This window comes from Kocuria sp. LHG3120 (assembly GCF_049897445.1).
In the GTDB taxonomy this organism is placed as follows: domain Bacteria; phylum Actinomycetota; class Actinomycetes; order Actinomycetales; family Micrococcaceae; genus Kocuria; species Kocuria rosea.
On record NZ_JAFCWG010000002.1, the window covers coordinates 59,252 to 85,544 of the forward strand.

The following is a 26,293-nucleotide window of genomic DNA, read 5'->3' on the forward strand; positions in this document are numbered from 1 at the left end:
GCGCTCCCTCCGGCGCAGGGGTGTCGCGGGACCTCAGCCGCGGTCGGCGGCCGCGTCCTCGAGCAGCCGCACGAGCGTGCGCACGCCCGCGCCGGTACCCTCCGCCGGGGTGTAGCCGTAGGGCGATCCCTCGTTGAAGGAGGGGCCGGCGATGTCCACGTGCGCCCAGGGCACCCGTGCCCCGTCACCGCCGCCGACGAACTCGCGCAGGAAGATCCCGGCGACGAGCATCCCGCCGTTCTTGTCCCCGATGTTCTTGAGGTCGGCGACCTTGGAGTCCAGGGACGGGCGCAGGTGCTCGGGCAGCGGCATGGGCCAGCCGTCCTCGCCGGCGGCGCGGGCGGCCTCGGCCACGGCGGCGCGCACTGTCTCGTCGCCCATGATCCCGAACGTCCGTGCGCCGAGGGCCACCATCTGCGCGCCGGTCAGCGTGGCGATGTCGACGACGGCGTCCGGGGCCTCCTCGCACGCGGCCACGAGACCGTCGGCCAGCACCAGGCGCCCCTCGGCGTCGGTGTTGAGCACCTCGACGGTGCGGCCGCCGCGGATGGTGATGACGTCGCCGGGGCGGGTGGCGGTCGACGAGGGCAGGTTCTCGGCCAGGCACAGCCACCCCGTGACCTTCACGGGCAGGCCCAGCTCGGCGGCGGTGAGGACGGTCGCGAGCACGGCGGCGGCGCCGGCCATGTCCGACTTCATGGTCATCATCGAGGCCGGGGGCTTGAGGGAGAGGCCGCCCGAGTCGAAGGTGATGCCCTTGCCCACGTAGGCGTAGTGCTTCGCGGCCCGCGCCGGGGCGTACTCCAGCTTGACGAGGCGCGGGCCGTGCACGGAGCCCTGTCCCACTCCCAGGAGCCCCCCGTAGCCGCCCTTGGCGAGCTCCTTCTCGGCGAGCACGGTCACGGAGACCTTGGTGCCCCTGGCGGCCCGGCGGGCGTAGTCCGCCACGGCCTCCGGGTACATGACGTTGGGGGAGAGGTCCACGAGGGTGCGGGCCGCGCGGACGCCGCGGCCCAGGGCAGCGGCGCGGTCGAGGCACCGGCCCAGCGCGGCGCGCGCCACGCCCGGGGCGTGCACGACGGCGGAGGCCAGCGGGTCCTGCACGGAACCGGCGGTCGCCGCGCGCTGGTGGGCGAAGGCGAAGGCGCCGAGGGCGGCGCCCTCGGCGACCGCCGCGGCGTCCTGCTCGGAGTCCACGGGCAGGGCGAGCACCGCGGAGTCGGTGCCGGCGAGCCGCCGCACGGCGGCGCCCACGGCCCGGCGCAGCACCTCGGCGCGCTCCGCGGTCCCGGCGGGCAGGGCGCCGACCCCGGTGAGGACCACCACGGTGAACGGCAGCCCGGACGGGGCCGGCACCACGGTCACCTCGTCGGCGGCACCCTTCACGCGCAGCGCCGCCGCTGCCTCCACCACGGGGGCGAGCCGTCGCTGCTCACCGGCGGGGAGCAGGACACGGCCCGAGCCGTCGCCGTCCTGTCCCTTCGCCACCCCGAGCACGAGCGCGTGGGCCGGCGTCCGGCCCAGGGCCTTGTGCGTGGCGGTGAGCTCGATGCCACGGGGTTCGAGCAGGTCCTGTACGTCGGGCATGGATCGTCCTTTCGCTGAGGTCTGGACCGGCCCAGCAGGCGTGCTGTCGATCCTATCCTCGGCCGGCGCGCCGCCGGGGCCCGGACGCACGGGGCGGGCCCCGCGGGATCGGCGGGGAATAACGCGGTGCCCGCGGACGGTTGACATGATCCGGGCCCGCCGTCGCAGGCGTGCTCCCACCGGTCTCCCCACGGACGCCCGGAACCGACCCACCCCAGGAGGAAGAGCTGTGCTGGACCCCACCTCGCTGTACCTGAGCAACCCCGCTCTGCTCGAGGACGCCCGGGTTCGCGGACTGCCGCTGATCGTCGCCCTGTCCGGCTACGCGGAGGCGGGGCACGTGGCCGTGCAGATCGAGCACACCATCACCGAGGCCCTCCCGCACGAGGTCGTGGCCCGTTTCGACCTGGACCAGCTCTACGACTACCGGGCCCGCCGCCCGCACGTGAGCTTCGTGGAGGACCACTTCGAGGGCTTCCAGACCCCCGAGCTGTCCCTCCGGCTCGTCACGGACGGTCTGGGGCGCAGCTTCGCGCTGCTGACGGGCCCCGAGCCGGATCTGCAGTGGAACCGGTTCACCGAGGCCGTCGTGGGCCTGGCCCGGCGGATGGACGTGTCCCTCGTGGCCATCGTCTCGGGAATCCCCATGCCCGTCCCGCACACCCGTCCGTTCATCGTCTCGGTGCACGGCAACCGGGCCGACCTGCTCCCCGCCGAGCACGCGTGGAAGCCGGTCGTGGAGATGAGCTCGTCGGCCGCGCAGCTCCTCGAGATCCGGCTGGGCGAGGCGGGGATCGACAACATCGGCTTCACCGTGCACGTCCCGCAGTACCTGGCCGAGGCGCACCTGCCGCACGCCGCCGTGGCCGCCCTCGAGCACATCAGCGCCGTGACCTCGCTGACCCTGCCCTCGGACGAGCTGCGCGAGGCGGCCCGCGAGATCGAGCGCCAGATCGACCAGCAGGTCGGCGCCTCGCCCGAGGTGCAGGCGGTCGTGGCAGGACTGGAACAGCGCTACGATGACGTCGTCGACGCCTCGGTCCCGCGCTCCCTGCTGGTGGGGGACGAGTCCGAGCTCCCCGACGCCGACGAGATCGGCGCCGCGGCCGAGGCCTTCCTCGCCGCCCAGGAGGACGACCAGGACTGAGCCCGGCCGGCGCGCGGGGCGGTCCGGCGCCGTCCGGGGCGGCCCCGCCGTCCCGGGTCCCGGCCCGGTCCCGTCCCCCCGAGAGCGAAGTGCATGCCGTCCGACCGGTACCGGGCCCACGAGCCCGGCAAGGACTCCCGCCGCGCCTACCTGGTCTTCGCGATCGGCACCTTCGCCTACTTCAGCGCCGTGGCGCAGCGCACCAGCTTCGGCGTGGCGTCGGTCGACGCGGCCGAGCGCTTCGGCACCGCGGCCTCCGCGCTGTCGATGTTCTCGCTCATGCAGGTCCTCGTCTACGCGGCGCTGCAGATCCCCGTCGGCGTGCTCGTGGACCGCTTCGGCTCCCGCGTCATGGTCGCCGCCGGGGCGCTGCTCATGACGGCCGGGCAGGTCCAGCTGGCCCTGGCCGACACGGTCGGCGAGGGCGTGGCCGCCCGCGTGCTCGTGGGCGCGGGCGACGCGACCACCTTCGTGTGCGTGATGCGCCTGATCCCCGCCTGGTTCTCCGCGCTGCGCGTGCCGCCGCTGACCCAGTTCCTGGGCGTGGTCGGCAACCTCGGCCAGCTGGTGTCCGTCATCCCGTTCGCGTGGCTGCTCGAGCTCACCGGGTGGTTCCCGTCCTTCGCGGCGCTGGCCTCCCTCGCGCTGCTCGCCGCCGTGCTCGCCGCGACCCTGCTGCGCAACGCGCCCCCCGGGGTGGAGGTCCTGAACCCGGCGCTGGGCCTGCGGCGGACCGGCCGGGTGCTCCGGGAGAGCGTGGCCGAGCCCGGCACCCGGCTCGGCTTCTGGGTGCACTTCACCACCCAGTTCGCGGGCAACACGTTCGTGCTGATGTGGGGCTACCCCTATCTCGAGTACGCCCAGGACCTGTCGGACACCACGATCTCCCTGGTGATGACCTCCTTCGTGGTGACCAACCTGGCCGTGGCCCTCGGCCTCGGCGGGCTCTCCGCCCGCCACCCGCACCGCCGGGTGCGGCTGTCGCTGGGGGTGACCGCCGTGATCTTCGCGGCGTGGACGGTCCTGCTGGTCTGGCCCGGGACGGCCCCCGTCCCGGTGGTGCTGGCCGCCGTGTGCGTCATCGCGATCAGCATGCCGGCCTCCATGATCGCCTTCGACATCACCCGCAGCTTCAACCCGGCCCGCCGCTCGGGCACCGCCACGGGCATCGTCAACGTCGGTGGCTTCACGGCCTCGGTGCTGGCCATCTTCGTCACCGGCTTCGTGCTCGACGTGCTCCACGCCGCGGGCTTCCGCGACGAGCTGTACGCTCCCGACGCGTTCCGGGTCGCGATCGCGGCGCAGTTCCTGGTCGCTGCGGCGGGCGCCGCGGGCGTGCTGGCCACCGTCCGGCGGGTGCGCCGGCAGCACGGGCACGACGCCGCCTGACCGGCCGGCCGGTCCCGTCGGCACTGCACCGCGCCGGGCGCCGGGCCCCCGACCCGCCGGCCGTCCACAGACCGCGCCCCGGCGCGTGCCCCTGTACCGGCCGGTGCCCAGGCTGGGCACATGAGACAGCACCCCATCCGAGACCCCTTCGTCCCCGTCGTCCGGTGCGCGGCCGATCTGCTCGCCGTCGTGCCGCACACGCTCGGCTACTGGCCCGCCGACTCCCTCGTCCTGTTCGCCGCCGGCGGCGGGACGGCAGGGGCGTGCGTGCGCGTCGACCTCCCGGCCGGCCCGTCCGACGAACGCCTCGGGGAGGCCTTCGTCGCCGAGCTCGCCGACCTCGTCGCCCACGACACCCTGAGCGACCGGGTCTTCGTCATCGTGTACACGTCGCCGCCGCCCGGGGACCCGTCCGGGGCCGCGGCGCCACCCGCCGCGGTGGACGGTGTGCTCGCCGTCGTGGACGAGGCCGCCCGGCGCGCGGGGCGGGCGGTGGCGGCGCGCTGGATCGTGGCCGGCGACCGCTGGTGGCCGGCCGAGGACCCGGCCTACGTCCAGGACGTCGCGGCCATCGAGGACAGCGCCGTCAACGCCGCGCTCGTGGCCTCGGGCAGCTCCTACGCGGCCGCCCCGCGGCTCGCCATGGACCAGGAGTACGGGGCGCTGCCTGCCGGCACCGCCCGTGCCGCCGGGCAGGCCGCGGTCCGCTGGGCACGGGCCGGTGCGGACGCGTGGCACCACCTCGACCGTCTCGGGCCCGCACTGTCCGTCTGGACCGACGTGCTCGCCACGGTCCGGGGCGCGCCGGGGGATGCGGTGCCCGCGGTGCTGGACCACGACGACGACCTGCTCGGCTTCCTGGCCGCGAGCCTGGCCGACCCCGTGCTCGCCGACCTGCTCCTGGCCGCCTGCGCCACGGACGACCTCGACGGCGTCCTCGCGGCCGCCGCGATGTGGGCCGAGCTGTGCGACGACGTGGACGACCGGCTGGACGGACCCGACGCCCCGGGCGTTCCGATCGGACCGACCCGGGCGCCCCTCCCTCCGGGCGTCCCGCCGGTGCCCCGCCGACCGGCGGCCGGTCGCGGCGGGACCACGTCCGGTCCGGCCGCCGCCCGGGTGCTCGTGCCGGACGCGGGGGAGCTGGTCCGGCTCTCCCGCGTGCTCTCCGGCGAGTGGGCGGAGACCCCGCACTGGTTGCTGCTCGACACCCTCTACCGGGTGCTCCAGGTGCTCGGCTGGCTCCTGGAGCCCACGGGGCTGGGGCCGGGGCCCGGACCGGAGCCCGGTCCGGGGGCGGCGGGCGGCGCGGCCGAGGACTCCGCGGGGACGGGCGACGCGGCGCGGACGGACGACGAGGCGCGGGGCCGGGCCGTGCTCGCGGGCGTGCTGGTCGAGCTCGCCCAGCTCAACCGGTTCCGGGCGCGCGGATCCCACACGGCGCACTTCGTGCGCCGGGCCACGGCGCTGCTCCCCGGGCACCCGCCCGCGCTGCGCGTGCTGCGCCTCGCCGACGCCCGGCCCGTGCCGCTCTGGGCCCGGGACCGTGCCACCGCCTGGCACTCCTGAACCCCGCGCGCCGAGCTTTTTCGGGTCCGTCCGGTCGAGCGGGAACAAATCCCGCCCACGGGTGGTTCCGGCTGTCAGGACCCTTCAAGCCCGCCGCGCCGGACACTGCCCGGCGCACGGACTTGACAGGGTCATAGGCGTGTTGCCCCGAGGGCGGACGCCGTGACCGCTCAACGAAAGGCTCTCAGTGTCACCTGCCGCCAGCAACAAGACGACGGACACCGCAGCCGAGACCCCGGGCACCGGGGACGCTCGGTCGCCGTCCGGCACCACGGGCACGTCGCCGCGGGCGAAGACCGCCGCTGCGAAGTCGACCGCGACCAAGAAGACCGTGGCCGCGAAGAAGACCACGGCGGCGAAGTCCACCGCCGCGAAGTCCACCGCTCCCAAGAGCGCCACCGCGGCCGCCTCGACGAAGTCCACGGCCGGCCGGTCGACCGCGACCAGGACCGCCGCGAGCAAGCCCCCGGCCGCACCGAAGGCCGCGGGCCGCAAGAAGGCTGCGGCCCCGGCGGACAAGGACGCCCTGGCCGTCGCCGGGGAGTCCGAGGAGGACGTCGTCGTCACCGACGACGCCGACATCGAGACCGCCCTGACCGACGAGGCCGGGGTGATCGAGCCCGACGTGGACGAGGACGCCGACGCGGAGGAGGAGGCCGCGCCCGAGGACGCGCCCGCCGTCCCCGCGCCCAAGGACGAGAAGACCTCCGGCTTCGTCATCACCAACAACGACGACGACGACGCCCCGGCCCAGCAGGTCGTCTCCGCCGGCGCCACCGCCGACCCGGTCAAGGACTACCTCAAGCAGATCGGCAAGGTCGCGCTGCTGAACGCCGAGCAGGAGGTGGACCTGGCGCTGCGGATCGAGGCCGGCCTGTACGCGGAGCACAAGCTCGCGGACGGGAAGGACAGCCTCGACCCGCAGACCCGCAAGGAGCTGCGCTGGGTCATCCACGACGGCAAGCGCGCCAAGAACCACCTGCTCGAGGCCAACCTGCGCCTGGTCGTCTCGCTCGCGAAGCGCTACACCGGTCGCGGCATGCTGTTCCTGGACCTCATCCAGGAGGGCAACCTCGGCCTGATCCGTGCGGTCGAGAAGTTCGACTACACCAAGGGCTTCAAGTTTTCCACCTACGCCACGTGGTGGATCCGCCAGGCCATCACCCGCGCCATGGCCGACCAGGCCCGCACCATCCGCATCCCGGTGCACATGGTCGAGGTCATCAACAAGCTCGCCCGCGTCCAGCGCCAGATGCTGCAGGACCTCGGCCGGGAGCCCACCCCGGAGGAGCTGGCGAACGAGCTCGACATGACGCCCGAGAAGGTCGTCGAGGTGCAGAAGTACGGCCGTGAGCCGATCTCGCTGCACACCCCGCTGGGGGAGGACGGCGACTCGGAGTTCGGCGACCTCATCGAGGACTCGGAGGCCGTGGTCCCCGCGGACGCCGTGAGCTTCACGCTCCTGCAGGAGCAGCTGCACTCGGTCCTGGACACCCTCTCCGAGCGGGAGGCGGGGGTCGTGGCGATGCGCTTCGGCCTGACCGACGGCCAGCCCAAGACGCTCGACGAGATCGGCAAGGTCTACGGCGTGACGCGTGAGCGCATCCGGCAGATAGAGTCCAAGACGATGTCCAAGCTGCGCCACCCGTCCCGCTCGCAGGTGCTGCGCGACTACCTCGACTGACAGGCCGTCCCCGCGCCCGGAGATCCTCCGGGCGCGGGGCGACCACGTCCGGGACCCGCGCACCGCTCCGGTGACCGGGGCGAGGACCGGACACGCAGGAGGGCCCCGACACCAGGTGTCGGGGCCCTCCTGCGTCGACCGCCCTGGGCGGTCGCCCGGTCAGGAACCGATGCGCTCGGTCTCGTCCTGCCAGGTGGCGGCCAGCGGCCGCAGCTTCTGCTCGTTCTTGCGCGCGTGGTGAGCGCAGAACAGCAGCTCACCGCCCGTCGACTCGAGGATCACTCGGACGTAGGCCTGGGCGCCGCACGCGTCGCAGCGGTCGGTCGCATTGAGCTCTCGGCTCTCCAATGTTGCGTTCACGGGATCCTCCTCCTGGGTCGTACTCGTTGCACGGGGCACGGGGCCGCCGGTGCGGGTACCCGGGGTCTCGTGGACGCGTCGGGGTACTGCTCTATACAACCACGACCCTCGGACAATCGATTCCGGCGGAGGCCGTTTTTCGCCCCGGGCGTAGGTCACGGTGCCGGCCGGGGTCGCGTCCGCGTGACCCGCGCCCGGGCCTGCGGTGTCCGCCGCCGGGACTACAGTGGTGGGGAATCCCGCCGTCCCCCAGGAGTCGTATCCCCGTGACACCGTCCCGTTCCGAGTACAACGCCCGCCACCTCTCCGTCCTCGAGGGCCTCGAGGCCGTCCGGAAGCGGCCGGGCATGTACATCGGCTCCACCGACTCCCGCGGGCTGATGCACTGCATGTGGGAGATCATCGACAACTCCGTGGACGAGGCCCTCGCCGGCTTCGGCCACCAGATCACGGTGGTCCTGCACGCCGACGGCGCCGTGGAGGTCCACGACGACGGCCGCGGCATCCCCATCGACCTCGAGCCGCGCACCGGGCTGACCGGCGTGGAGGTCGTCTTCACCAAGCTGCACGCGGGCGGGAAGTTCGGCGGCGGCTCCTACAGCGCCTCCGGCGGCCTGCACGGCGTGGGCGCCTCGGTGGTCAACGCGCTCTCCGCCCGCCTGGACGTCCAGGTGGACCGCGGCGGGAAGACCTACCAGATGTCCTTCCGGCACGGTGAGCCCGGCCGCTTCGTGGACCAGGGCCGGCCCTCCCCGCACGCCCGGTTCGAGCCGTTCGTGGAGGGGTCGGTGCTCGACGTCGTCGGCAAGGCCAAGCGGGGCGTCACCGGCACCCGGATCCGGTACTGGGCGGACGAGCAGATCTTCACGGCGGACGCCCGGTTCAGCTACGAGGAGCTCGCCAAGCGGGCCCGCCAGACCTCGTTCCTGATCCCCGGGCTGCGCATCACCGTGCGCGACCAGCGGGGCCTGCCCGGCACACCGGGGGAGTTCGGGACCCACGAGGAGGTGTTCCAGCACGACGGCGGGATCTCCGAGTTCGTGGAGTACCTCGCCGCCGACAGCTCGGTCACCGACGTGTGGCGGTTCCAGGGCGAGGGCCGGTTCAAGGAGAACGTCCCGGTCCTGGACGAGAACGGCCGCTCCAAGCTCACGGAGCTGGACCGCACGTGCGAGGTCGACGTCGCCCTGCGCTGGGGCATCGGCTACGACACGTCCCTGCGCTCGTTCGTGAACATCATCGCGACCCCCAAGGGCGGCACCCACCAGGCCGGCTTCGAGGCGGCCCTGCTGAAGACGTTCCGGAAGCAGATCGAGGCCAACGCCCGCAAGCTCAAGGCCGGCAGCGACAGGATCGAGAAGGACGACGTCCTGGCCGGGCTCACGGCCGTCCTCACGGTGCGGCTGGCCGAGCCGCAGTTCGAGGGCCAGACCAAGGAGGTCCTGGGCACCCCGGCCGTGCGCCAGATCGTGAGCCGGGTGATCGAGAAGGAGCTGACCGCCAAGCTCACGGCCACCGGCCGTCACGACAAGCAGCAGGCCGGGCAGCTGCTCGAGAAGGTCGTGGCGGAGATGAAGTCCCGCATCTCCGCGCGGGTGCACAAGGAGACCCAGCGGCGCAAGAACGCCCTGGAGACCTCCTCGATGCCGGCCAAGCTCGTCGAGTGCCGCTCGAACGACGTGGAGCGCTCCGAGCTGTTCATCGTGGAGGGCGACTCCGCGCTCGGCACGGCGCGGCTGGCCCGGTCCTCCAACTACCAGGCGCTGCTGCCGATCCGCGGCAAGATCCTCAACGTGCAGAAGGCGTCCATCACGGACATGCTCGCCAACACGGAGTGCGCCGCGCTCATCCAGGTCATCGGCGCCGGCTCGGGGCGCACCTTCGACCTCACCGCCGCCCGCTACGGCAAGGTCATCATGATGACGGACGCCGACGTCGACGGCGCGCACATCCGCACCCTGCTGCTCACGCTGTTCTACCGCTACATGCGCCCGCTCGTGGAGGCCGGGCGGGTCTACGCGGCGGTGCCCCCGCTGCACCGGGTGGAGATCGTCAACGCCGGCGGCAAGGCCAACGAGATGGTCTACACGTACTCCGAGCGCGAGCTCACGGACCTGCTCGCCCGGCTCGAGGCGGAGGGGCGGCGGTACAAGGAGCCCATCCAGCGCTACAAGGGCCTGGGCGAGATGGACGCGGACCAGCTCGCGGAGACGACCATGGACGTCCGGCACCGGATGCTGCGCCGGATCCGGGTGGAGGACGCCGAGGCCGCCGAGCACGCCTTCTCCCTGCTCATGGGCTCCGAGGTGGCCCCGCGCAAGGACTTCATCATCGAGGGCGCCACGCACCTGGACCAGGAGCGCATCGACGCCTGAGCGCGCGGGACGGCGGGCGCACCGAGGGCCGGTGCCCTGGTGCGGCCGCTACGCTGGGCAGGGACGAGCGACCGTCCCCGAGGAAGGACCCCGCATGACCGCCACCGGCCCGCACACCCCGTCCCCCGCACCCGGCCGGCCCCGGCCGGTCACCGTCACCGTGACCGGTGCCGCGGGCCAGATCGGCTACGCCACCGTCTTCCGGGCCGCGGCGGGCGACCTCCTCGGCCCCGGCACCCCCGTCCGCCTGCACCTGCTCGAGCTCCCGCAGGCGCGGCGGGCCGCGGAGGGCACCGCCCTGGAGCTGCAGGACGGGGCGTTCCCGCTGCTCGACGGCGTGGAGGTCTTCGAGGACGCGGACGCCGCGTTCGACGGCGCCTCGGTGGGGCTGCTCATCGGGGCCCGCCCCCGGTCCCAGGGCATGGAGCGGGCCGACCTGCTCGAGGCCAACGCCGGGATCTTCTCGGTCCAGGGGCGGGCCGTCAACCGCGGCGCCGCCGAGGACTTCCGGGCCGTGGTGGTCGGCAACCCCGCCAACACCAACGCCTACATCGCCGCCTCGCACGCCCCGGACGTCCCGCGCGAGCGCTTCACCGCCCTCACCCGGCTCGACCACCACCGCGCGCTGGCCCAGCTCGCCGCGACCACCGGGGCCCGCGTCGACGAGATCGACGGCGTGGCCGTGTGGGGCAACCACTCGGCGAGCCAGTACCCCGACCTGACCCACGCCACGGTCGGGGGCCGGCCGGCGCTCGAGGTGCTGGCCGGGGGAGGCCACGACCTCGCCTGGGTGGACGACACCTTCATCCCCCGGGTGGCGCGCCGCGGCGCGGAGATCATCGACGTGCGCGGCGGCTCCTCGGTGGCCTCGGCGGCCCACGCGGCCCTGTGCCACGTCCGCGACTGGGTCCTGGGCACCCCCGAGGGCACGTGGACGTCCATGGCGGTCGCCTCCGACGGCTCCTACGGCGTGCCGGAGGGACTCGTCAGCTCGTTCCCGGTCGTCTGCCGGGACGGCCGGGCCGCGGTCGTCCCGGACCTCGAGCTGGACGAGTTTTCCCGCGCCCGCATCGACCGCTCCGTCCGGGAGCTCGAGGAGGAGCGGGCGGCGGTGGAGCAGATGGGGCTGCTCGGGCCCCGCCGCTGAGCCTCAGCCGTAGGCCGGGCCCACCGCGTCGATCACCTGGTCGGTGGGCACGCCCGAGCCGTCCCGGCGCCCGTGCTCGGTGGGCAGGGCCCGGGCCACGCCCGAGGCCGCGACCGCCTTGGCCGGTCCGTGCCCCACCCAGGCCAGGGCCAGTCCCGTCTCGCCCTTGAGGAACCGGTGCGCGCGCACCCCTCCGGTGGCCCGGCCCTTGGGCGGGTACTCCGAGAACGGGGTGACCTTCACCGAGTACTGCGACATGCCGGGCAGCACCTCGTCGGCGCGGGCGAGGGTCACGACCACGGGCGTCTCGTCCGCGGCGCGGACCGCCCCGAAGAAGACCACGGCGTCCCCCGCGACCAGCTTGACCCCGGCGACGCCGCCCGCGGTCCGGCCCTGGGGGCGCACCGCACCGGCCTCGAAGTGCAGCAGCTTCCCGTCCCGGGTCACGAACACCAGCTCGTCCTCCGCGGCGGCGGACTCGGCGAGGCCGACCACCTCGTCGTCGTCCTTGAGCGTGATGACCTCCCAGTCCTCGCGGTTGAGCGGATACTCGGGGCTGACCCGCTTGACCACGCCGTTGCGGGTGCCCAGGGCCAGCACCGCGTTGAGCGGCGCGAGCCCCACGAGCCGCTCCCCGCGGCCGAGGGTGAGGAAGTCCTTGACCGGGACGCCGTCGCCCAGCTTCGGGGTGCCCTCGAAGGCGGTCAGCACGGGCACGTCCATCACCTGGACGCGCAGCATGCGCCCGGTGGACGTGACCGCCCCGATCTCCCCGCGGGCGGTGGCGCGCACCGCGGAGACCAGGGCGTCGTGCTTGATCCGCCGGGGCGGGTCCACCAGCGGGACCTGGGAGGGCGTGCGGGCGAGCTGGCCCGAGGTGGACAGGAAGACCCAGCAGGGGTCGTCGGCGATCTCGAGCGCGAGCCCGCCCGCCGCCGTCCGCCCCGGTGCGGGGGCCGCCGCCGCGGCGACGGGCGCCGGCAGGGCCTCCGACTCCAGCAGCTCGGTGCGCCGGTCGTCGCCGTGGACCTCCGCGACCTCCGCGAGCTCCGCGGAGACCAGGGCCCGCAGCCGCGAGTCCGAGGCGAGGGTCTCCTCGAGCTCGGCGATCTCCCGGCGCAGCTCCTCCTGCTCCTTCTCGAGCTCGATCCGCGAGTACTTGGTCAGCTGCCGCAGCCGCAGCTCGAGGATGTGGTCGGCCTGCACGCGGCTGAGGTCGTACACGGCCATGAGCCGTTCCCGGGCCACGGCGGTCTCGTCGGAGGAGCGGATGATCTGGATGACCTCGTCGATGTCGACGATCGCCACGAGCAGGCCCTCGACCAGGTGCAGGCGGTCGCGCCGCTTGGCCAGCCGGAAGCCGGTGCGCCGCCGGACCACCGACAGCCGGTGCTCCACGTAGACCCGCAGCAGCTCCAGGAGGCCCATGGTGCGGGGCCGTCCGTCCACGAGGGCAACGTTGTTGATCCCGAAGGAGTCCTCCATGGGCGTGTACTTGTAGAGCTGCTGGAGGACGGCCTGCGGGTTGAAGCCGTTCTTGACCTCGATGACCAGCCGCAGGCCGTTCTTGCGGTCGGTCAGGTCCACGACGTCGGAGACGCCCTGGAGCTTCTTGGCCTGCGCCGCCTCCTTGATCTTCTCGGTGACCTTCTCGGGCCCCACCATGTAGGGCAGCTGGGTGACGACGATGCCCTGCTTGCGGGGGGAGATCTGCTCGACCGAGACCTTCGCGCGGGTCTTGAAGGAGCCGCGCCCGGTCCGGTAGGCGTCCCGGATCCCGTCGAGGCCCACGATCCGCCCGCCCGAGGGCAGGTCCGGGCCCGGGACGAAGCGCATGAGCTCTTCGAGCGTCGCCTCGGGGTGCTCCACGAGGTGCCGGGCGCCCGCGACGACCTCGCGCAGGTTGTGCGGGGCCATGTTCGTGGCCATGCCCACCGCGATGCCGGAGGAGCCGTTGACCAGCAGGTTGGGGAACGCCGCGGGCAGCACGCCCGGCTGGGTGAACTGGTTGTCGTAGTTGGGCACGAAGTCGACGACGTCCTCGTCGAGGTCGGCCGTCAGCGCCAGGGCGGCCGGGGCCATCCGGGCCTCGGTGTAGCGGGAGGCGGCGGGGCCGTCGTCGAGGGAGCCGAAGTTGCCGTGCCCGTCCACGAGCGGCAGGCGCATCGCGAAGGACTGGGCGAGCCGGACCATCGCGTCGTAGATGGCGGAGTCGCCGTGCGGGTGCAGCTTGCCCATCACCTCGCCCACGACGCGGGCGCTCTTGACGTGGCCGCGGTCCGGGCGCAGCCCCATCTGGTTCATCATGAACAGGATGCGCCGCTGCACGGGCTTGAGCCCGTCCCGGGCGTCGGGCAGGGCGCGGGAGTAGATGACGGAGTACGAGTACTCGAGGAAGCTCGTCTCCATCTCGGAGGTCACGTCGATGTCGACGATGTTCTCCCGGAAGTCGGGGGGCAGCTCGTCCTCGGCGGACGGGCGGGAGGGCGCACGGCGGCGTGCCATCACAGCGGGGGGTCCTTCGGTCGTGGGTCGGTCCGGGGCGGGCCCGGCGGCTCGGCGTTCGAGATCGTGCGGGGACGCACCGGGACGCACCGTTGACGGTGCAGGTTTGTCTACTAGCCTGAAGTCTATGGTTCCAGAGACCGCGGACACGGACGACGCCGGGCAGTACCCCGAGTACTGGGAGGCCGACGTCATCCTCCGCGACGGCGCGACGGCGCAGCTGCGCCCGATCTCCCCGGAGGACAAGGACGCGCTCCTGGCCTTCCACCAGTCGCAGTCCGAGAACTCCATCTACCTGCGCTTCTTCTCCTACAAGCCCACCCTCTCCGCCCGGGAGCTGGAGCGGTTCACCCGCGTGGACCACCGGGACCGCGTCTGCTTCGTGCTGGTGCTGGCGGACCGGATCATCGGCGTGGGCCGCTACGACCGCACGGACCGGCACGACGACGCCGAGGTCGCGTTCATGATCTCGGACGCCCACCAGGGGCGGGGCATCGGCTCGATCCTGCTGGAGCACCTCGCCGCGGCCGCGCGCGAGAACGGGATCGACCACTTCTCCGCGGAGGTCCTGCCCGAGAACCGCAAGATGCTCCGCGTGTTCGCGGAGGCGGGCTACGAGCTCACCCGCAAGTTCGACGACGGCGTGGTGGTGGTCGGCTTCGACATCGACCCGACCGAGAAGTCGCTGGCCGTAATGGCCGCGCGGGAGCACCGCGCCGAGGCCCTCTCCATGGCCGACCTCCTCTCCCCGTCCTCGATCGCCGTGATCGGGGCGTCGCGGGACCCCGGCCACGCCGGGCACGCGCTGGTCGAGCACCTCGTCGCCTCCGGGTTCGCCGGCCGGCTCAGCGGGGTGAGCCCCACGCCCTTCGAGCGGGAGGGCATGACCCACGCCACCTCGATCGGGGAGGTCCCCGAGCCCGTGGACCTCGCCGTGGTCGCCGTGCCCGTCGACCAGGTGGCCGACGTCGTGGACCAGTGCGGCGCGGCGGGCGTGCGCGCCGTCGTGGTGGTCACGGGCGGGTACGCCGAGGCCGGCGCGGCGGGCCGGGCCCGGCAGACCGAGCTGGTGCGCCGCGCTCGCTCCTACGGGATGCGCGTGGTCGGCCCGGCGAGCCTGGGCCTCTACAGCACGGCCCCGGAGTCCCGCTTCAACGCCTCCATCCTGCCCACCGTGCCGCGGGAGGGCCCGCTGGGGCTGTTCAGCCAGTCCGGGGCCATCGGCATGATGCTCAACGCGGCCGCGCTGCGCCACGACGTGGGCGTGTCCACGTACCTCTCCGCCGGCAACCGGGCCGACGTCTCCGGCAACGACATGATGCAGTACTGGGAGGACGACGCCGCGACCCGCGCGTGCGGGCTCTACCTGCAGTCCGTGGGCAACCCGCGCAAGTTCTCTCGGATCGCCCGCCGGCTGTCCCTGACCAAGCCCGTGATCGTGGCCAAGAGCGAGGTCACCGGTCTCCGGCTGCCGCCCGGCCACACCGGGCGCACCACCCAGGCCCCGCCGGGGGCCCTGGACGCGATGTTCCGGCAGGCCGGCGTGATCCGCGCGGACACGAGCGAGCACCTCATGGACGTGGCTGGGATCCTCGCCGGCCAGCCCCTGCCCGCGGGCGCCCGCACGGCCCTCGTCTCCAACGCGCTGGCCCTGGGCCAGCTCATGGAGGACCGGTGCATGCAGCTGGGGCTGGACGTCGCGGTGACCCAGGCGGGGGTCCGGACCGCGGACGGCGGGGAGGACGCCCTCGAGGCGCTGCGGGCGGCCGTCGACAGCTGCCTCGGCGCCGAGGCCGTCGACTCCGCCGTGGTCACGCTGATGCCGATCCCGGGCGCCACGCCGGAGCGCGTGGCCGAGCTCGTGGGCCGGGTGGGGCGGGAGCACGGCAAGACCGTGGTGGTTGTCTTCACGGGCAGCACCGAGCCCGGAGCGGTCTCCGCCCTGCACCACGCCGAGGACGGACTGGACGTGCCCTGCTTCGACTCCCCGGGGGCGGCCCTGCGCGCGCTCGCCAAGGTCGTGGACTACACCCGGTGGCGCGCCCAGGACCAGGGCAGCCTCGCCGAGCCGAAGGGCATCGACGCGGAGGCGGCGGAGACCTTCGTGGAGAAGATCCTGCCCAGCGTCACCAGCGACGAGCTGCTCGAGCTGGACGGGGACCAGGCGCGGGAGCTGCTGGAGACCTACGGGGTGGGCCTGCTGCCCAGCGAGCGGTTCACCGATCCCGAGGACGCCCTGGCCGCCGCCGACCGGCTCGGCTACCCCGTGGCCCTCAAGACCACCGACCCCAACCTCCGGCACCGCCTGGACCTGGGCGGCGTGCAGCTCAACATCCAGGACGACGCGCAGCTGCGGGCGGCCATCGAGACCATGCACCGGGCGCTCGCCCCCTTCGGCACCTTCGACCTCGAGGTGCAGGCCATGGCCCCCACCGGCCAGTCGGTGGTGCTCCGGGCCATCGAGGACCCCCTGATCGGCCCCGTGGTCTCGTTCGGGATGGCGGGGGACGCGGTGAACCTCCTCGAGGACTGGGCCCACCGGGTCCCGCCGCTCACCGACCAGGACGTGCGGCGGATGGTCCGCGAGCCCAAGGCCTCGCGCAAGCTCTTCGGCCACCAGGGGGTCCCGGCCGCGGACGTCGACCGGCTCGAGGACCTCGTCGCCCGGGTGGCGCTGCTCAAGGACCGGCACCCCGAGATCGCCCGCGTGGAGCTGAACCCCGTGCTCGTCTCCAGCGGCTCCGTGACCGTGCTGGGGGCCTCGGTCGGCATCGGCAACGCCCGGCAGCGGACGGACAGCGCGCGCCGGGCCATGCGCAGCTAGGCGGGCCCGGACTTCGTGGCGGACACCATAGCCGGTCGGTACACCCTCATCGACCCCATCGCGCGCGGCGGCAGCGGCTCCGTGTGGCGGGCCTGGGACGGCCGGCTCCAGCAGCTGTGCGCGGCCAAGGTGCTGCGCCAGCGCGACTCCGCGGACCTGCTGCGCTTCGCGCGGGAGCAGTCGGTGAAGCTGGACCACCCGCACGTGCTCGCCCCCTACGGGTGGGCCGCGGAGGACGCGCACGTGGTCATCGCGATGCCCCTCGTGCACGGCGGCACCCTGGAGTCCGCGCTGCTCGACAACGGGGCCGCCTCGGTGGAGCTGACCGAGGAGGTTCTCGCCCAGCTGCTCCAGGCCCTGCAGTTCGTGCACGCCCAGGGCTGGGTGCACCGGGACGTGAAGCCGGGCAACCTCATGCTGGACAGCACCGGGACGGGCCGCCCCCACGTCCTCCTCTCCGACTTCGGCATCGCCGTGCGCGTCCAGGACGCCCGGCTGACCCGGACGGGCACCGTGGTGGGCACGCCCGGCTACCTGCCCCCGGAGGCCTACGAGCTCACCGACCCGAACCCCGCGCAGGACCTCTACGCGGCGGGCATCACCGCGCTGCGGATGCTCGACCCCTCGCTGGAGCCGCAGGAGAGCTTGGGGCCCAACGATGCGCGCGCCGTGGTGGGGGAGCAGGGCGACCTCGCGGAGCACCTCGCCGCCCTCCTCACCCCGGACCCCGCCCAGCGCCGCGACGCGGCCGTCACCGTGCTCCACGAGCTCACCGCGGGAGCGGCGAGACGGCGCTTCGACCCTGCCCGCACCCGGGACGGCGAGCCGTTCGAGGTCTTCGACGTCCTCGAGCCGCTGCCGGAGCCGTGGGCGAGCCGGGTGCTGACCGGGTGGGACGGCACGGAGGGGACGGACGGGACGACCGGCGCCGGGCTCGGCGGCGGAGCCGCCGCGGGCGCGGAGGCCGGCGGCCGGTTCCCGGACGGCCCCGACACCCTGGACGCCGGCTCCGGGAGCACCGACTCCGCCGGCACCGCTCCCGGCAGCACCGGGCAGCGGACGGCCGGGACCACGGTGGGCGGCGGCGGGCTGGCCGACGCCGGCGGCGCCGGCAGCGGGACGACCGGCAGCGGGAGAACCGGTGCCGGGGGAGTCGACACCGGGGGAGTCCACACCGGGTCGGGCGACGACGAGGTGCCGGACCCTGCCGGGTCCGGGCGCGACGGCTCCGGGCACGGCGGGTCCGGCGACGGCGACGGCGGGGGCACCGGGAACGACCCCGGCCGGGACCGGGCGGGCCGCCGGCCCGCCGGGGGGAGGGCCACGGAGGCGCTCCCGCGGCCGGCGCGGACCGGGCGGCGCCGCGGCGGCCGAGCCGTGACCGGCGTGTTCGTGGTCCTCGTGGGGATGACTGCGCTGCTGAGCGGATATCTGCTGCTCGATCCCCTGGGCTCCGCGGAGCGGGTGCCCGGTCCCGGGAGCTCGCCCACGGTCACGCGCAGCGCCGACACGACCCCGAGCCCGGCGCCGGAGGAGAGCCCCGTGGTGCTGGAACGGGTCTGCGAGGACGTGGGCGGCGGGGAGGAGCGGTGCTACTTCCGGGTGCCCTGAGGGCCCGTGTTGGGCACTGGCGCGGCCGTGGGGGAAAATGGCCCCCATGACGTATTCAGGTGAGCGCGGCCAGCGGCTGGTCGAGGACATCAACAAGGCCGGCTTCTACCCGCAGCTGGTGATCGACGTGGTCCAGGACTCCCTGGACGGCCGGTCCCCGGTCTCCCACCTCGTGCAGCTGGAGACCCACATCGACCGGACGGAGGTGCACCGCCACACCACCGTGCTGGTGCTCGCCGAGGACGTGCTGCACGTGACGCACGTGGACGACGAGGAGTTCGACGAGGGCGGCCGGGACGTGGTGGCACGGGTCTCCACGGAGACGGTCGGCATCTCGCAGATCCGCTCGGTCACGCTGAGCTACTCGTACTACCAGCCGGCCAACTACCGGCCGGACAGCCCGATCTCCGAGGTGACGCTCGCCATCGCGTGGACGGGCACCCTGCACGTGGACCTGGCGCCCGCACTGTGCGAGGACCCCCAGTGCCAGGCCGACCACGGCTACACCGGCACGGCCGCCCGGGAGGACATCGTGCTGCGGATCAGCGCGGAGGCCGACGGCCCGACCGCCGTGGAGGGCGCGCGGGAGTTCGCGCGCACACTGCGCCGGGCCAACCTCTCCCCGCTGACCGACGGCGCGCAGATCGCCCAGCCGGCCCACGGGCGCACGCCGGCTCCGCGGCGGGCGGCCGCCGCCACACCGCGCACCCGGTTCACCGACCGGTTCACCGGCCGGGACAGCGGCGCCGCCCGGTGAGGGCGGTGCAGGAGGTCCTGCCCGCGCTGCCCGCCGACCTGCCGGGGCCGCCGCGCTACGGCAGCCGCTCGGTCGCGGAGGTCATGTCCTCGGCCGCGGCGTCCCTGGGCGTGCCCGGCTTCCGGGACGCGCTGGGGCTGCCCGCCGCCCGGAGGGTCGTCGTCGTCATGGTGGACGGCCTGGGACGGGCCCAGCTGCGGGCCCGCGCCGGGCACGCCCCGGGCCTGGCCGGCGCGCAGGGCCTGGCCACCCTGGACGCGGCGTTCCCCACGACCACGGCGGCCTCGCTGGCGTCCCTCGGCACGGGCGCGGCCCCCGGGGCGCACGGACTCGTGGGCTACGACGTGCTGGACCCCGACCGGGACCGGGTCGTGAACCAGCTCGGCGGCTGGGACGCCGCCGTGGACCCCCGGGCGTGGCAGCCGCTGCCCACGGTGCTCGAGCGCGCCGCCGAGCACGTGGACGTGGTCACGGTCAGCCGGCAGCGCTTCGCCGGCTCCGGGCTCACCGACGCGGCCCTGCGCGGGGGCCGGTTCGTGGCCGCGGAGGGGCCGGCCGCGCGGGTCAGCACCGCGCTCGACCAGCTCGCCGCGGGACGCGACGCCCTCATGTACTTCTACTGGGACGAGCTCGACCGCACCGGCCACGCCCGGGGCTGGGAGTCCTGGGAGTGGACGGCCCAGCTCGAGGAGCTCGACGCGTCGCTGCGACGGCTGGTCGCGCGCGTGCCGGCCGGCACCACGGTGCTGGTGACCGGTGACCACGGCATGGTGGACGTCCCGCGGGACGCGCGTGTCGACTTCTCCGAGCTCCCAGGGCTGCTGGACGGTGTCCGGCACACGGCCGGCGAGCCACGCACGGTGCAGCTGCACCTGGAGCCGGACGCGACGGCGCAGGACGTCCGGGCGCTCGTGGCCACCTGGCGGGAGCATTTCGGGTCCCGCGTGTGGATCCTCTCCCGGGAGGCCGCCCTCGACGCCGGCTACTTCGGCCCGCCGGCGCTCGTGCGCGACGCGGTGCGCGGGCGCATCGGCGACCTCCTCGTGCTGGGGCGGGAGCCCCTGGCACTGTTCGACCTCGGCCGGGTCCGCCCGAGCGTCCTGTCCATGGTCGGCCAGCACGGCTCGCTGACGCGCGCCGAGCGGGAGGTCCCGCTCCTGCGCCTGGCCTGAGCGCCCGCGCACCGGGAGCCGGCCCAGGGACGCCGCGACCGGGTTGCCGCGCCGGGGCCGCCCCGGGTTGCCGCGCCGGGTGAGCCGCCACGGGGCCGCCGCGCAGCGCGGCGATCCGGCTGCCGCGCCGGGTGGGCCGCGGCCGGGGGCCTGCGCTCAGGGTGCCGGCGAGGCGTCCTCGGCCGTGTCCTCCGTGGTGGCCCCCTCAGCCCCCGCCTCCTCGGTCCCCGCCTCCGCGGCGGCCGGGCCGGCGTCCTCCTCGGCCGCGTCCTCCTCGTCCGTGCCGACGTCCTCCGTGCCGGCCTCGTCATCCTCCGCGGGCGCTCCCGGGGTGGAGGGGCCGGGATCCGCCGGGGCCGGTGCGGACGGGGCCGGCGCCGGCGGCGAGGGCGCGGGGATCACGGGCTGCGGCGGGACCGGGGCGGGCACGACGGGTTCGGGCACGACGGGCTCGGGGACCACGGGTGCCGGGGGGACGTACGGCGCCGGGGGCGCCACGGGCTCCGGGGCCGGGGGCGGCGGTGCCGGCTCCTCCGCCGAGGGGCTCGGCGTGGGGGAGGACGTGCGCGAGCGCGACGGCGTGGGCGACGCGGTGGGCGTGGCGGACGGCGAGCTGGTCACCGCAGGGGCCGGGGTGAACTCGGCCTCCCGGCCGGCGCCGAAGAGGTCGCGACCGACGCCGCCCAGGTAGAGCGCACCCGCGCCGACCAGGACCACGAGCACGACCGCGCCGAGGACCAGCCCGGCGACGAACCGTCCCGGCCCGGAGCCGCGGACCAGCTCGGCCGGCGCCTCCGGAGCGGCGGAGGCGCCGCGGACACCGGGGTCGCCGGGGTCCGCGGCGGCGGCGTCGCGCTCGTCGTCCCCGAAGAGGTCGTCCTGGATGGAATTGCCCATGTCGTGCTGCCCCTGACGTGGTGTCGTCCGTCCGGGCCGCGCGCGGGATGGGGGAGCGCACGAGCCCGGAGGGACGGCGCGGAGCCGTCCCCTGCTGCGTGCACTCTAGCGCGTGCCGGGCCGGCGGCGCCGGACGGCGCGCACCGGCGCCGGGGGCTCAGTCGGACGAGCTGCCGAAGACGATCTCGTCCCAGCTGGGCACCGAGGACCGCGCGGGGCGCCGTGCCTTGGCGGTCTTGTTGCGCGGGCGGGGCCGTTCGGGCGCGGTCTCCTCGGCGGGGCCGGAGTCCTCGGGCTCCTCGCCGGGGACCGCGGGGGCCGGGCCGGCGGAGCGGTCGCCCCGGACGTCGTCGTCCCGGGAGCTCCCGGTCGCGGAGTCCTGGGTCGCGGAGCCCTGGGGCGCGGAGTCCTGGGCGGCGGGGTCCCCGGCCGCGGGCGCCTCGTCCCGGGAGGCGGCGGTGTCCGGTCGCGCCGCGGACCGCTCGGTGCCGTCGTCGACGCCCCGCTCCCGTCCGGCCTCCGAAGCCCTCTCCTGAACGGTGTCCCGGGCGCCGGCGCGAGCGGCGGGCGCAGCGGGCGCGGTGGGCTCGACGACGGGATCGTCGGCGGGCTGCACGGTGGCGGGCCCGTCCGTCCGGGGCGCGGGCTCACCGGCCGGTGCCGGCTCCGGCGCGGGACCCGGCTCGGGGAACCGGGTGGCCGGCTGGAAGGGGCGGTCGAAGACGGAGCTGTCCTCGGGTGCGGCCAGGGGGCGGGGCCGCCGCTCGACGTGCCCCATGCCGCGGCCCAGGATCTCGGCGAGGGCGTCGTCCCCCTCGGCGTCCTCCCCGATGCGCTGCCCGCGGCGGGCCTGCAGGACGTCGAGCAGGTCGTCGGCCTCCACGGCGGACCGGCGCAGCTGCGTGAGCTCGGGGTCGAGGCCACCGTCCAGGACGCCGAGGCCCGTGCCGAGCGGCGTGTCCGGGGTGCCGGCCTCCGTGAGGGCCTCCGCCCACGCGTTCGTGGGACGGACGCTCTGGTTCGCCGGGTTGTAGAGCCACTCGGCCAGCGGCTCGTCGTGGGCGGGCGCGGCGGCGCGGTCGACCACGGAGAACCGGGCGACCACCGCCCACAGGTGGTCCTCCCGCTGCCAGGAGTCCCACTCCAGGGAGGAGGGGTCCACCCCGAGGTCGGCGGCCCGGTGGGCGACGGCGCGGCCCAGGGTGAGGGGTTCGCCCTCGAAGACGGAGTGGTAGCCGCGGTGCGCGGAGCGGTCCTCGATCTCGACCTTCTGGGCCTCGGTGGCGATGTGGGCCCGCTCGGCGAGGATCGGCCACTCGTAGCGGCGGACCCGGGAGGCCTCCCACCCGCTCTCGGCCACGATCTCCTCGACCGTGGCCCCGGAGCGGAACCGGGCCTGGATCTCACGCGGCCCGAACTGGCCCGTTCCCCGCTGGCGGGCGCCCGGCAGCCGCCGGGCGCGCTGGACGGCCAGGCGCAGCTCCTGGTCGATCCGCAACAGGTGGCGGGTGCCTGCCTCGTCCTCGACGACCAGGTGCTCACCGTCGTCGTGCACACCTGCCAGGCGCAACTGCTCCATGCTGTCATTCCTCCGGGTGGTTCTCGGGTGCGCTCGGGGTCGTCGAGCGGGCGCTGCGGGGCGGGTCCGTCGGTCGCGGCCGACGTGCCGGCCCGGACCCGCCCCCAATCCTACTGGCCGTCGCGCGCCCCGGCCGGAGGCCGCCCGCGGACGGGCCCGGCCGCGTGTTCGCGGGCCCGGGACGGGGTTGGATTTTTGCCCTCGGATGGTGAACAATCTACGCGACACAGAGCCCGGAGGGCGGCGCACGGCCGCGCCGGAGCCCGCCCTCGGACCCCGTATTGGAGCGAAGACCGGACATGGCCACTGATTACGACGCGCCGCGCAAGCAGGAGGACGAGCTCAAGGAGGACTCGATCGAGGAGCTGCAGACGCGCCGCACCGATGCGCAGTCGGGCACCGTCGACGAGGACGAGGCGGCGGCTGCCGAGAGCTTCGAGCTGCCGGGTGCGGATCTCTCCAACGAGGAGCTGTCCGTCGTCGTGCTGCCGGCCCAGGAGGACGAGTTCACCTGCGGCTCGTGCTTCCTGGTGCGCCACCGCTCCCAGATCGCCGAGGAGCGGGGCGGGGTCAAGTACTGCGTCGAGTGCGTGGGCTGAGCCCCGCAGGGCCGAGCTCGTCCGGAGGACCGGAAGAACCCCGTCGCGACGGTCGTCGCGGCGGGGTTCTTCCGTGCGGTGGCGGCGGGCGCGCTCACGGACGCGCGGACAGCACCTCGACGATCCGCTCCGGGTGCCGGGTGGAGGTGAGCCAGTACGGCGTGGGGTCCACGGGGTCGGTGATCCGGATCCGCACCACCGGGCCCACGGACGCCCGGAAGTTCATGAAGGCCCGCCCGTCCAGCTCGGGGCCGCGGACCCGGCGGACGTCGTCGCCGCGGAAGGCCTCGGCCTCGCCCACGAACCGTCGCTCGATGCGGGCCCGGCCGACCTGCAGGGACTCGTCGGTGACGACGATGGTGGTGCTGGAGGCGACGAGGGCCACGGCCGTGCCGCCGCCGACCACGACGGCCGCCGCTCCGGCCACCCACGGGTCGATGGGGGCGAGCGCGACGAGGGCGACGACGCCGGCGAAGAGCACGAGCAGCCACATCCACCACGCGGGGGTGAGCTTCTCCTGGTAGAGGATCTCGGCGCCGGGCCGCTCGGAGGAGGACCGGCGGGGTTCGCGGGGGCCGTCGGCCGGGGACGCACTGGAGGACGCAGGACGGGACATGCCTCTAGCGTCTCACGACTGCGCCCGGGGTCCGGCGCGTTAGAGTGGGGCACTGTGAACGACCAGTCGACAGGCCACCGGCCGCCGTCGGGCAACGGGCGCCCGCTCAGCATCGCGCTGCAGGCCCTCGACCCGGACCTTCCCCTGCCCGTGTACGCGAAGCCCGGAGACGCGGGCGCCGACCTGCGCTCGCGCGAGGACGTGGTCCTCGGCCCCGGTCAGCGGGCCCTGGTGCCCACGGGGGTGGCGATCGCGCTGCCCGAGGGGTACGCCGGGTTCGTGCACCCCCGCTCGGGGCTGGCGGCCCGGCACGGGATCACGGTGGTCAACGCCCCGGGCACGGTGGACTCCGGCTACCGGGGCGAGATCATGGTCACCCTGCTCAACACGGACGGCGCCGAGCCCTTCACCGTCCGCCGCGGCGACCGCATCGCCCAGCTCGTCGTCCAGCGCGTCGAGCAGGCCGTCTTCGAGCTCGTCGACGTGCTGCCCGGCTCGGCGCGCGGCGGGACGGGGTTCGGCTCCAGCGGCACCGCCTGAATCCACGAGCAGACCCCCCACGAGCTCACGCCACGAGCCGGCACCGCGTGCCGGCGGAGGAGAACGACACCATGTTCGGTCGCAAGAAGAAGAAGGCCGCGGCGCAGGACGCCGCCCCGCAGCAGCCGGAGGCCGCGCCGAGCGCGGAGGACGCCGCGGCGGCGCGGCGGCGCGAGCCGCAGGGCCCGCTCGACGTCTCCCAGGTGGAGGACCGGGACGGCTACCTCGATCTCGGCGCCGTGCTCGTGCGTCCCCGCCCGGGGCTGGGGGTGCGGCTCGAGGTGGACGAGCGCACGCAGCGCCCCCGTGCCGTCGCCCTCGACCTCGACGGCGGCTCGGTCCAGGTCCAGGCGTTCGCCGCGCCCCGCTCCGAGGGGCTGTGGGACGAGGTCCGCCGCGAGCTGGTGCAGTCGCTGCGCTCGAGCAACGGCGAGCCGACGGTCGAGGAGGGCCCGTTCGGGCTCCAGGTCGTCACCCGCTTCCCCGCCACCGCCTCCGACGGGACCCGCGGCTTCCGCCTCGCCCGCTTCGTGGGCGTCGACGGGCCGCGCTGGTTCGTGCGGGCCGTGTTCACGGGCACCGCCGCGGTGACCGCGGAGTCGGCCGCGGCCCTCGACGAGGTCGTGCGCGAGCTCGTGGTGGTGCGCGGCGACCGGCCCATGCCCCCCCGGGAGCTGCTGACGCTGGTCGTGCCCGAGGACGCGGTCCGTTCCCCCGCCCCGGACACGGAGCCTGAGCCGGAGCCGGCGCCGGAGCCCGTGCGGCCGCCGCGGCGCGGACCCGAGATCACCGAGATCGGCTGAGCCGTGACGAGAACAGGCACCGGCGAGTTCCGGCCGACACCGGGAACGGGGTCCATCGACGTGGTCGCCGAGGCGCCCGTGTGCGCGGGCGACCTCGACCCCTCGACCGCCGCCGGGAGCCGGCGCCGGGTGATGGCGACCGGTCTCGTGGTGGAGGTGACCGTGCCCCCGGTGACCGGCGCGCAGAACTACACCGCCCTGCTCGCCCCGGACTGCCCGCAGGCGCCGGGGGACGAGGGCGTGGCCGCCCCCCGGCCGCTGCGCCTCGTGTGGCACGGCCAGCGCACCGTTCCGGGCGTCACCGCGGGGTCGCGGCTGCGCTGCGTGGGCGTGGTGAGCTTCCGGGACGGGCGCCCCTCGATGTTCAACCCGCGCTACGAGATCATCGCGAAGCAGGTCAGCAGATGACGGATCCCCAGGAGCCCGGGAGCGCCGCGGACGGTCCGGGGCGCGGCCACGACGTGGAGCGCTCGATGGCCGCCTACGCCGCGCGCTCCGGCATGCGCCGCAAGGACAACGGGCAGCTCGACGTGCTGCACGCCGTCGGCGGCTGGCGCGGCCTGGCCGAGACGATCCTGCCGGGCTTCGTGTTCCTCGCCGTGCTGCTCGTCGGCAACACCCTCGGGGTCGCGCTCGTCGCGTCCCTGGGCACGGCCGCCCTGTTCACCGTGCTGCGCCTGGTCCAGCGCCAGAGCCTGGTCCAGGCCGTGTCCGGGTTCGTGGGCGTGGGCGTCTGCGCGCTGTTCGCCCGGGCCACCGGCGAGGCGCTGGACTACTACGTCCCCGGCTTCTGGATCAACGCGGCCTGGTTCGGGGGCCTGGGCGTGTCCCTGCTCCTCCGCTGGCCGCTGCTCGGCGTCTTCTACGGCTACATCCGCGGGGAGGGCGCGCAGTGGCGCGACGTCCCCGTGCGCCGCCGCGCCTACCAGGTGGCCACGGTCATGCTCATGGCGATGTTCGCGGCCCGCCTGCTCGTGCAGGTGCCCCTGTACCTCGCGGAGAACCTCACCGGCCTGGGCGTGGCACGGCTGGTCATGGGCGTGCCGCTGTACGCGCTGACCCTGTGGCTCGCCTGGCTCGTCTCCCGGCCCCCGGAGCAGATCGACGCCCAGGAGCAGGACACCCCCTGAGG

21 protein-coding genes are annotated in these 26,293 nt (G+C 74.8%); 15 read left to right on the top strand and 6 right to left on the bottom strand.

Annotation, left to right across the window (positions count from 1 at the left end; all coding sequences use genetic code 11):
* Nucleotides 1–33: 33 nt before the first annotated feature.
* Nucleotides 34–1,587, bottom strand: a complete 1,554-nt coding sequence (locus tag ACP7CD_RS04285; protein ID WP_081994153.1) for a leucyl aminopeptidase — start codon at nucleotides 1,585–1,587, stop codon at nucleotides 34–36.
* 229 nt (nucleotides 1,588–1,816) lie between these two features.
* Between ACP7CD_RS04285 and ACP7CD_RS04290 the strand changes: the two genes are divergently transcribed.
* From ACP7CD_RS04290 to ACP7CD_RS04305, 4 genes are all read left to right on the top strand, one after another.
* A complete protein-coding gene (locus tag ACP7CD_RS04290; protein ID WP_017834159.1) occupies nucleotides 1,817–2,734 on the top strand; it encodes a proteasome assembly chaperone family protein in 918 nt (305 codons plus the stop codon).
* A gap of 93 nt (nucleotides 2,735–2,827) precedes the next feature.
* Nucleotides 2,828–4,123 carry an MFS transporter gene (locus ACP7CD_RS04295; RefSeq protein ID WP_017834160.1) on the top strand — a complete coding sequence of 432 codons (1,296 nt, stop codon included), beginning with the start codon at nucleotides 2,828–2,830 and terminating at the stop codon, nucleotides 4,121–4,123.
* Nucleotides 4,124–4,243: 120 nt separating this feature from the next.
* A complete protein-coding gene (locus tag ACP7CD_RS04300; RefSeq protein ID WP_426119102.1) occupies nucleotides 4,244–5,692 on the top strand; it encodes a DUF4192 family protein in 1,449 nt (482 codons plus the stop codon).
* A 187-nt stretch (nucleotides 5,693–5,879) separates the two neighbouring features.
* A complete protein-coding gene (locus ACP7CD_RS04305; protein ID WP_426119104.1) occupies nucleotides 5,880–7,376 on the top strand; it encodes an RNA polymerase sigma factor in 1,497 nt (498 codons plus the stop codon).
* A 159-nt stretch (nucleotides 7,377–7,535) separates the two neighbouring features.
* On the opposite strand, the gene ACP7CD_RS04310 is transcribed toward ACP7CD_RS04305, so the two are convergent.
* Nucleotides 7,536–7,736, bottom strand: coding sequence for a DUF7455 domain-containing protein (locus tag ACP7CD_RS04310; protein WP_017834164.1), 201 nt, complete (start codon nucleotides 7,734–7,736; stop codon nucleotides 7,536–7,538).
* A 266-nt stretch (nucleotides 7,737–8,002) separates the two neighbouring features.
* Here ACP7CD_RS04310 and ACP7CD_RS04315 point away from each other — a divergent pair, with 266 nt between their 5' ends.
* Together ACP7CD_RS04315 and ACP7CD_RS04320 are read left to right on the top strand one after the other, a co-directional pair.
* Complete coding sequence (locus tag ACP7CD_RS04315; RefSeq protein WP_426119106.1) at nucleotides 8,003–10,111, top strand: DNA gyrase/topoisomerase IV subunit B; 2,109 nt, start codon at nucleotides 8,003–8,005, stop codon at nucleotides 10,109–10,111.
* Nucleotides 10,112–10,205: 94 nt separating this feature from the next.
* Nucleotides 10,206–11,258, top strand: coding sequence for a malate dehydrogenase (locus ACP7CD_RS04320; RefSeq protein WP_426119108.1), 1,053 nt, complete (start codon nucleotides 10,206–10,208; stop codon nucleotides 11,256–11,258).
* Between the two features lie 3 nt (nucleotides 11,259–11,261).
* Here ACP7CD_RS04320 and ACP7CD_RS04325 read toward each other — a convergent pair whose 3' ends face one another.
* Nucleotides 11,262–13,763: a DNA gyrase/topoisomerase IV subunit A gene (locus ACP7CD_RS04325; protein WP_017834167.1), complete on the bottom strand. Its 2,502-nt coding sequence runs from the start codon at nucleotides 13,761–13,763 to the stop codon at nucleotides 11,262–11,264.
* A gap of 127 nt (nucleotides 13,764–13,890) precedes the next feature.
* On the opposite strand from ACP7CD_RS04325, the gene ACP7CD_RS04330 reads away from it, so the two are divergent.
* Genes ACP7CD_RS04330 through ACP7CD_RS04345 form a run of 4 tightly spaced genes read left to right on the top strand, consistent with a single transcriptional unit; the run spans nucleotide 13,891 to nucleotide 20,127 of the window.
* Nucleotides 13,891–16,587, top strand: coding sequence for a GNAT family N-acetyltransferase (locus ACP7CD_RS04330; protein ID WP_426119111.1), 2,697 nt, complete (start codon nucleotides 13,891–13,893; stop codon nucleotides 16,585–16,587).
* A gap of 15 nt (nucleotides 16,588–16,602) precedes the next feature.
* A complete protein-coding gene (locus ACP7CD_RS04335) occupies nucleotides 16,603–18,198 on the top strand; it encodes a serine/threonine-protein kinase (RefSeq protein WP_051063801.1) in 1,596 nt (531 codons plus the stop codon).
* Between the two features lie 46 nt (nucleotides 18,199–18,244).
* On the top strand, nucleotides 18,245–18,955 hold the full coding sequence (locus tag ACP7CD_RS04340; RefSeq protein ID WP_035924032.1) for a DUF5998 family protein: 711 nt from the start codon (nucleotides 18,245–18,247) through the stop codon (nucleotides 18,953–18,955).
* Between the two features lie 5 nt (nucleotides 18,956–18,960).
* Nucleotides 18,961–20,127 carry an alkaline phosphatase family protein gene (locus tag ACP7CD_RS04345; RefSeq protein WP_176337746.1) on the top strand — a complete coding sequence of 389 codons (1,167 nt, stop codon included), beginning with the start codon at nucleotides 18,961–18,963 and terminating at the stop codon, nucleotides 20,125–20,127.
* 156 nt (nucleotides 20,128–20,283) lie between these two features.
* Here ACP7CD_RS04345 and ACP7CD_RS04350 read toward each other — a convergent pair whose 3' ends face one another.
* Nucleotides 20,284–21,024: a hypothetical protein gene (locus ACP7CD_RS04350; protein ID WP_426119114.1), complete on the bottom strand. Its 741-nt coding sequence runs from the start codon at nucleotides 21,022–21,024 to the stop codon at nucleotides 20,284–20,286.
* A gap of 157 nt (nucleotides 21,025–21,181) precedes the next feature.
* On the bottom strand, nucleotides 21,182–22,603 hold the full coding sequence (sepH, locus tag ACP7CD_RS04355; protein ID WP_426119116.1) for a septation protein SepH: 1,422 nt from the start codon (nucleotides 22,601–22,603) through the stop codon (nucleotides 21,182–21,184).
* A gap of 299 nt (nucleotides 22,604–22,902) precedes the next feature.
* Here sepH and ACP7CD_RS04360 point away from each other — a divergent pair, with 299 nt between their 5' ends.
* Nucleotides 22,903–23,202, top strand: coding sequence for a DUF4193 domain-containing protein (locus ACP7CD_RS04360; RefSeq protein WP_017834172.1), 300 nt, complete (start codon nucleotides 22,903–22,905; stop codon nucleotides 23,200–23,202).
* 94 nt (nucleotides 23,203–23,296) lie between these two features.
* Here ACP7CD_RS04360 and ACP7CD_RS04365 read toward each other — a convergent pair whose 3' ends face one another.
* On the bottom strand, nucleotides 23,297–23,818 hold the full coding sequence (locus ACP7CD_RS04365; RefSeq protein ID WP_017834173.1) for a DUF3093 domain-containing protein: 522 nt from the start codon (nucleotides 23,816–23,818) through the stop codon (nucleotides 23,297–23,299).
* Between the two features lie 111 nt (nucleotides 23,819–23,929).
* On the opposite strand from ACP7CD_RS04365, the gene dut reads away from it, so the two are divergent.
* The 4 genes from dut (at nucleotide 23,930) to ACP7CD_RS04385 (ending at nucleotide 26,291) form a co-directional block, all read left to right on the top strand.
* Entirely contained in the window at nucleotides 23,930–24,358 is a 429-nt protein-coding gene (gene dut / locus ACP7CD_RS04370) for a dUTP diphosphatase (protein ID WP_031283352.1), read from the top strand.
* Between the two features lie 71 nt (nucleotides 24,359–24,429).
* Nucleotides 24,430–25,161, top strand: a complete 732-nt coding sequence (locus ACP7CD_RS04375) for a DUF3710 domain-containing protein (RefSeq protein ID WP_031283353.1) — start codon at nucleotides 24,430–24,432, stop codon at nucleotides 25,159–25,161.
* A 3-nt stretch (nucleotides 25,162–25,164) separates the two neighbouring features.
* Nucleotides 25,165–25,569 (top strand): hypothetical protein, encoded by a 405-nt coding sequence (locus ACP7CD_RS04380; RefSeq protein WP_426119119.1) that lies wholly within the window; start codon nucleotides 25,165–25,167, stop codon nucleotides 25,567–25,569.
* A complete protein-coding gene (locus ACP7CD_RS04385) occupies nucleotides 25,566–26,291 on the top strand; it encodes a DUF3159 domain-containing protein (RefSeq protein WP_426119121.1) in 726 nt (241 codons plus the stop codon). The genes ACP7CD_RS04380 and ACP7CD_RS04385 overlap by 4 nt, the downstream gene beginning before the upstream one ends.
* The last annotated feature ends 2 nt before the right edge of the window (nucleotides 26,292–26,293 follow it).

Bases quoted from the DNA above. Each gene is read 5' to 3' on its own strand.
- sepH (WP_426119116.1), bottom strand. From the start codon at position 22,603: ATGGAGCAGTTGCGCCTGGCAGGTGTGCACGACGACGGTGAGCACCTG.
- ACP7CD_RS04360 (WP_017834172.1), top strand. From the start codon at position 22,903: ATGGCCACTGATTACGACGCGCCGCGCAAGCAGGAGGACGAGCTCAAG.
- ACP7CD_RS04350 (WP_426119114.1), bottom strand. From the start codon at position 21,024: ATGGGCAATTCCATCCAGGACGACCTCTTCGGGGACGACGAGCGCGAC.
- ACP7CD_RS04340 (WP_035924032.1), top strand. From the start codon at position 18,245: ATGACGTATTCAGGTGAGCGCGGCCAGCGGCTGGTCGAGGACATCAAC.
- ACP7CD_RS04330 (WP_426119111.1), top strand. From the start codon at position 13,891: ATGGTTCCAGAGACCGCGGACACGGACGACGCCGGGCAGTACCCCGAG.
- ACP7CD_RS04375 (WP_031283353.1), top strand. From the start codon at position 24,430: ATGTTCGGTCGCAAGAAGAAGAAGGCCGCGGCGCAGGACGCCGCCCCG.
- ACP7CD_RS04300 (WP_426119102.1), top strand. From the start codon at position 4,244: ATGAGACAGCACCCCATCCGAGACCCCTTCGTCCCCGTCGTCCGGTGC.
- ACP7CD_RS04320 (WP_426119108.1), top strand. From the start codon at position 10,206: ATGACCGCCACCGGCCCGCACACCCCGTCCCCCGCACCCGGCCGGCCC.
- ACP7CD_RS04385 (WP_426119121.1), top strand. From the start codon at position 25,566: ATGACGGATCCCCAGGAGCCCGGGAGCGCCGCGGACGGTCCGGGGCGC.
- ACP7CD_RS04325 (WP_017834167.1), bottom strand. From the start codon at position 13,763: ATGGCACGCCGCCGTGCGCCCTCCCGCCCGTCCGCCGAGGACGAGCTG.
- ACP7CD_RS04365 (WP_017834173.1), bottom strand. From the start codon at position 23,818: ATGTCCCGTCCTGCGTCCTCCAGTGCGTCCCCGGCCGACGGCCCCCGC.
- ACP7CD_RS04295 (WP_017834160.1), top strand. From the start codon at position 2,828: ATGCCGTCCGACCGGTACCGGGCCCACGAGCCCGGCAAGGACTCCCGC.
- ACP7CD_RS04285 (WP_081994153.1), bottom strand. From the start codon at position 1,587: ATGCCCGACGTACAGGACCTGCTCGAACCCCGTGGCATCGAGCTCACC.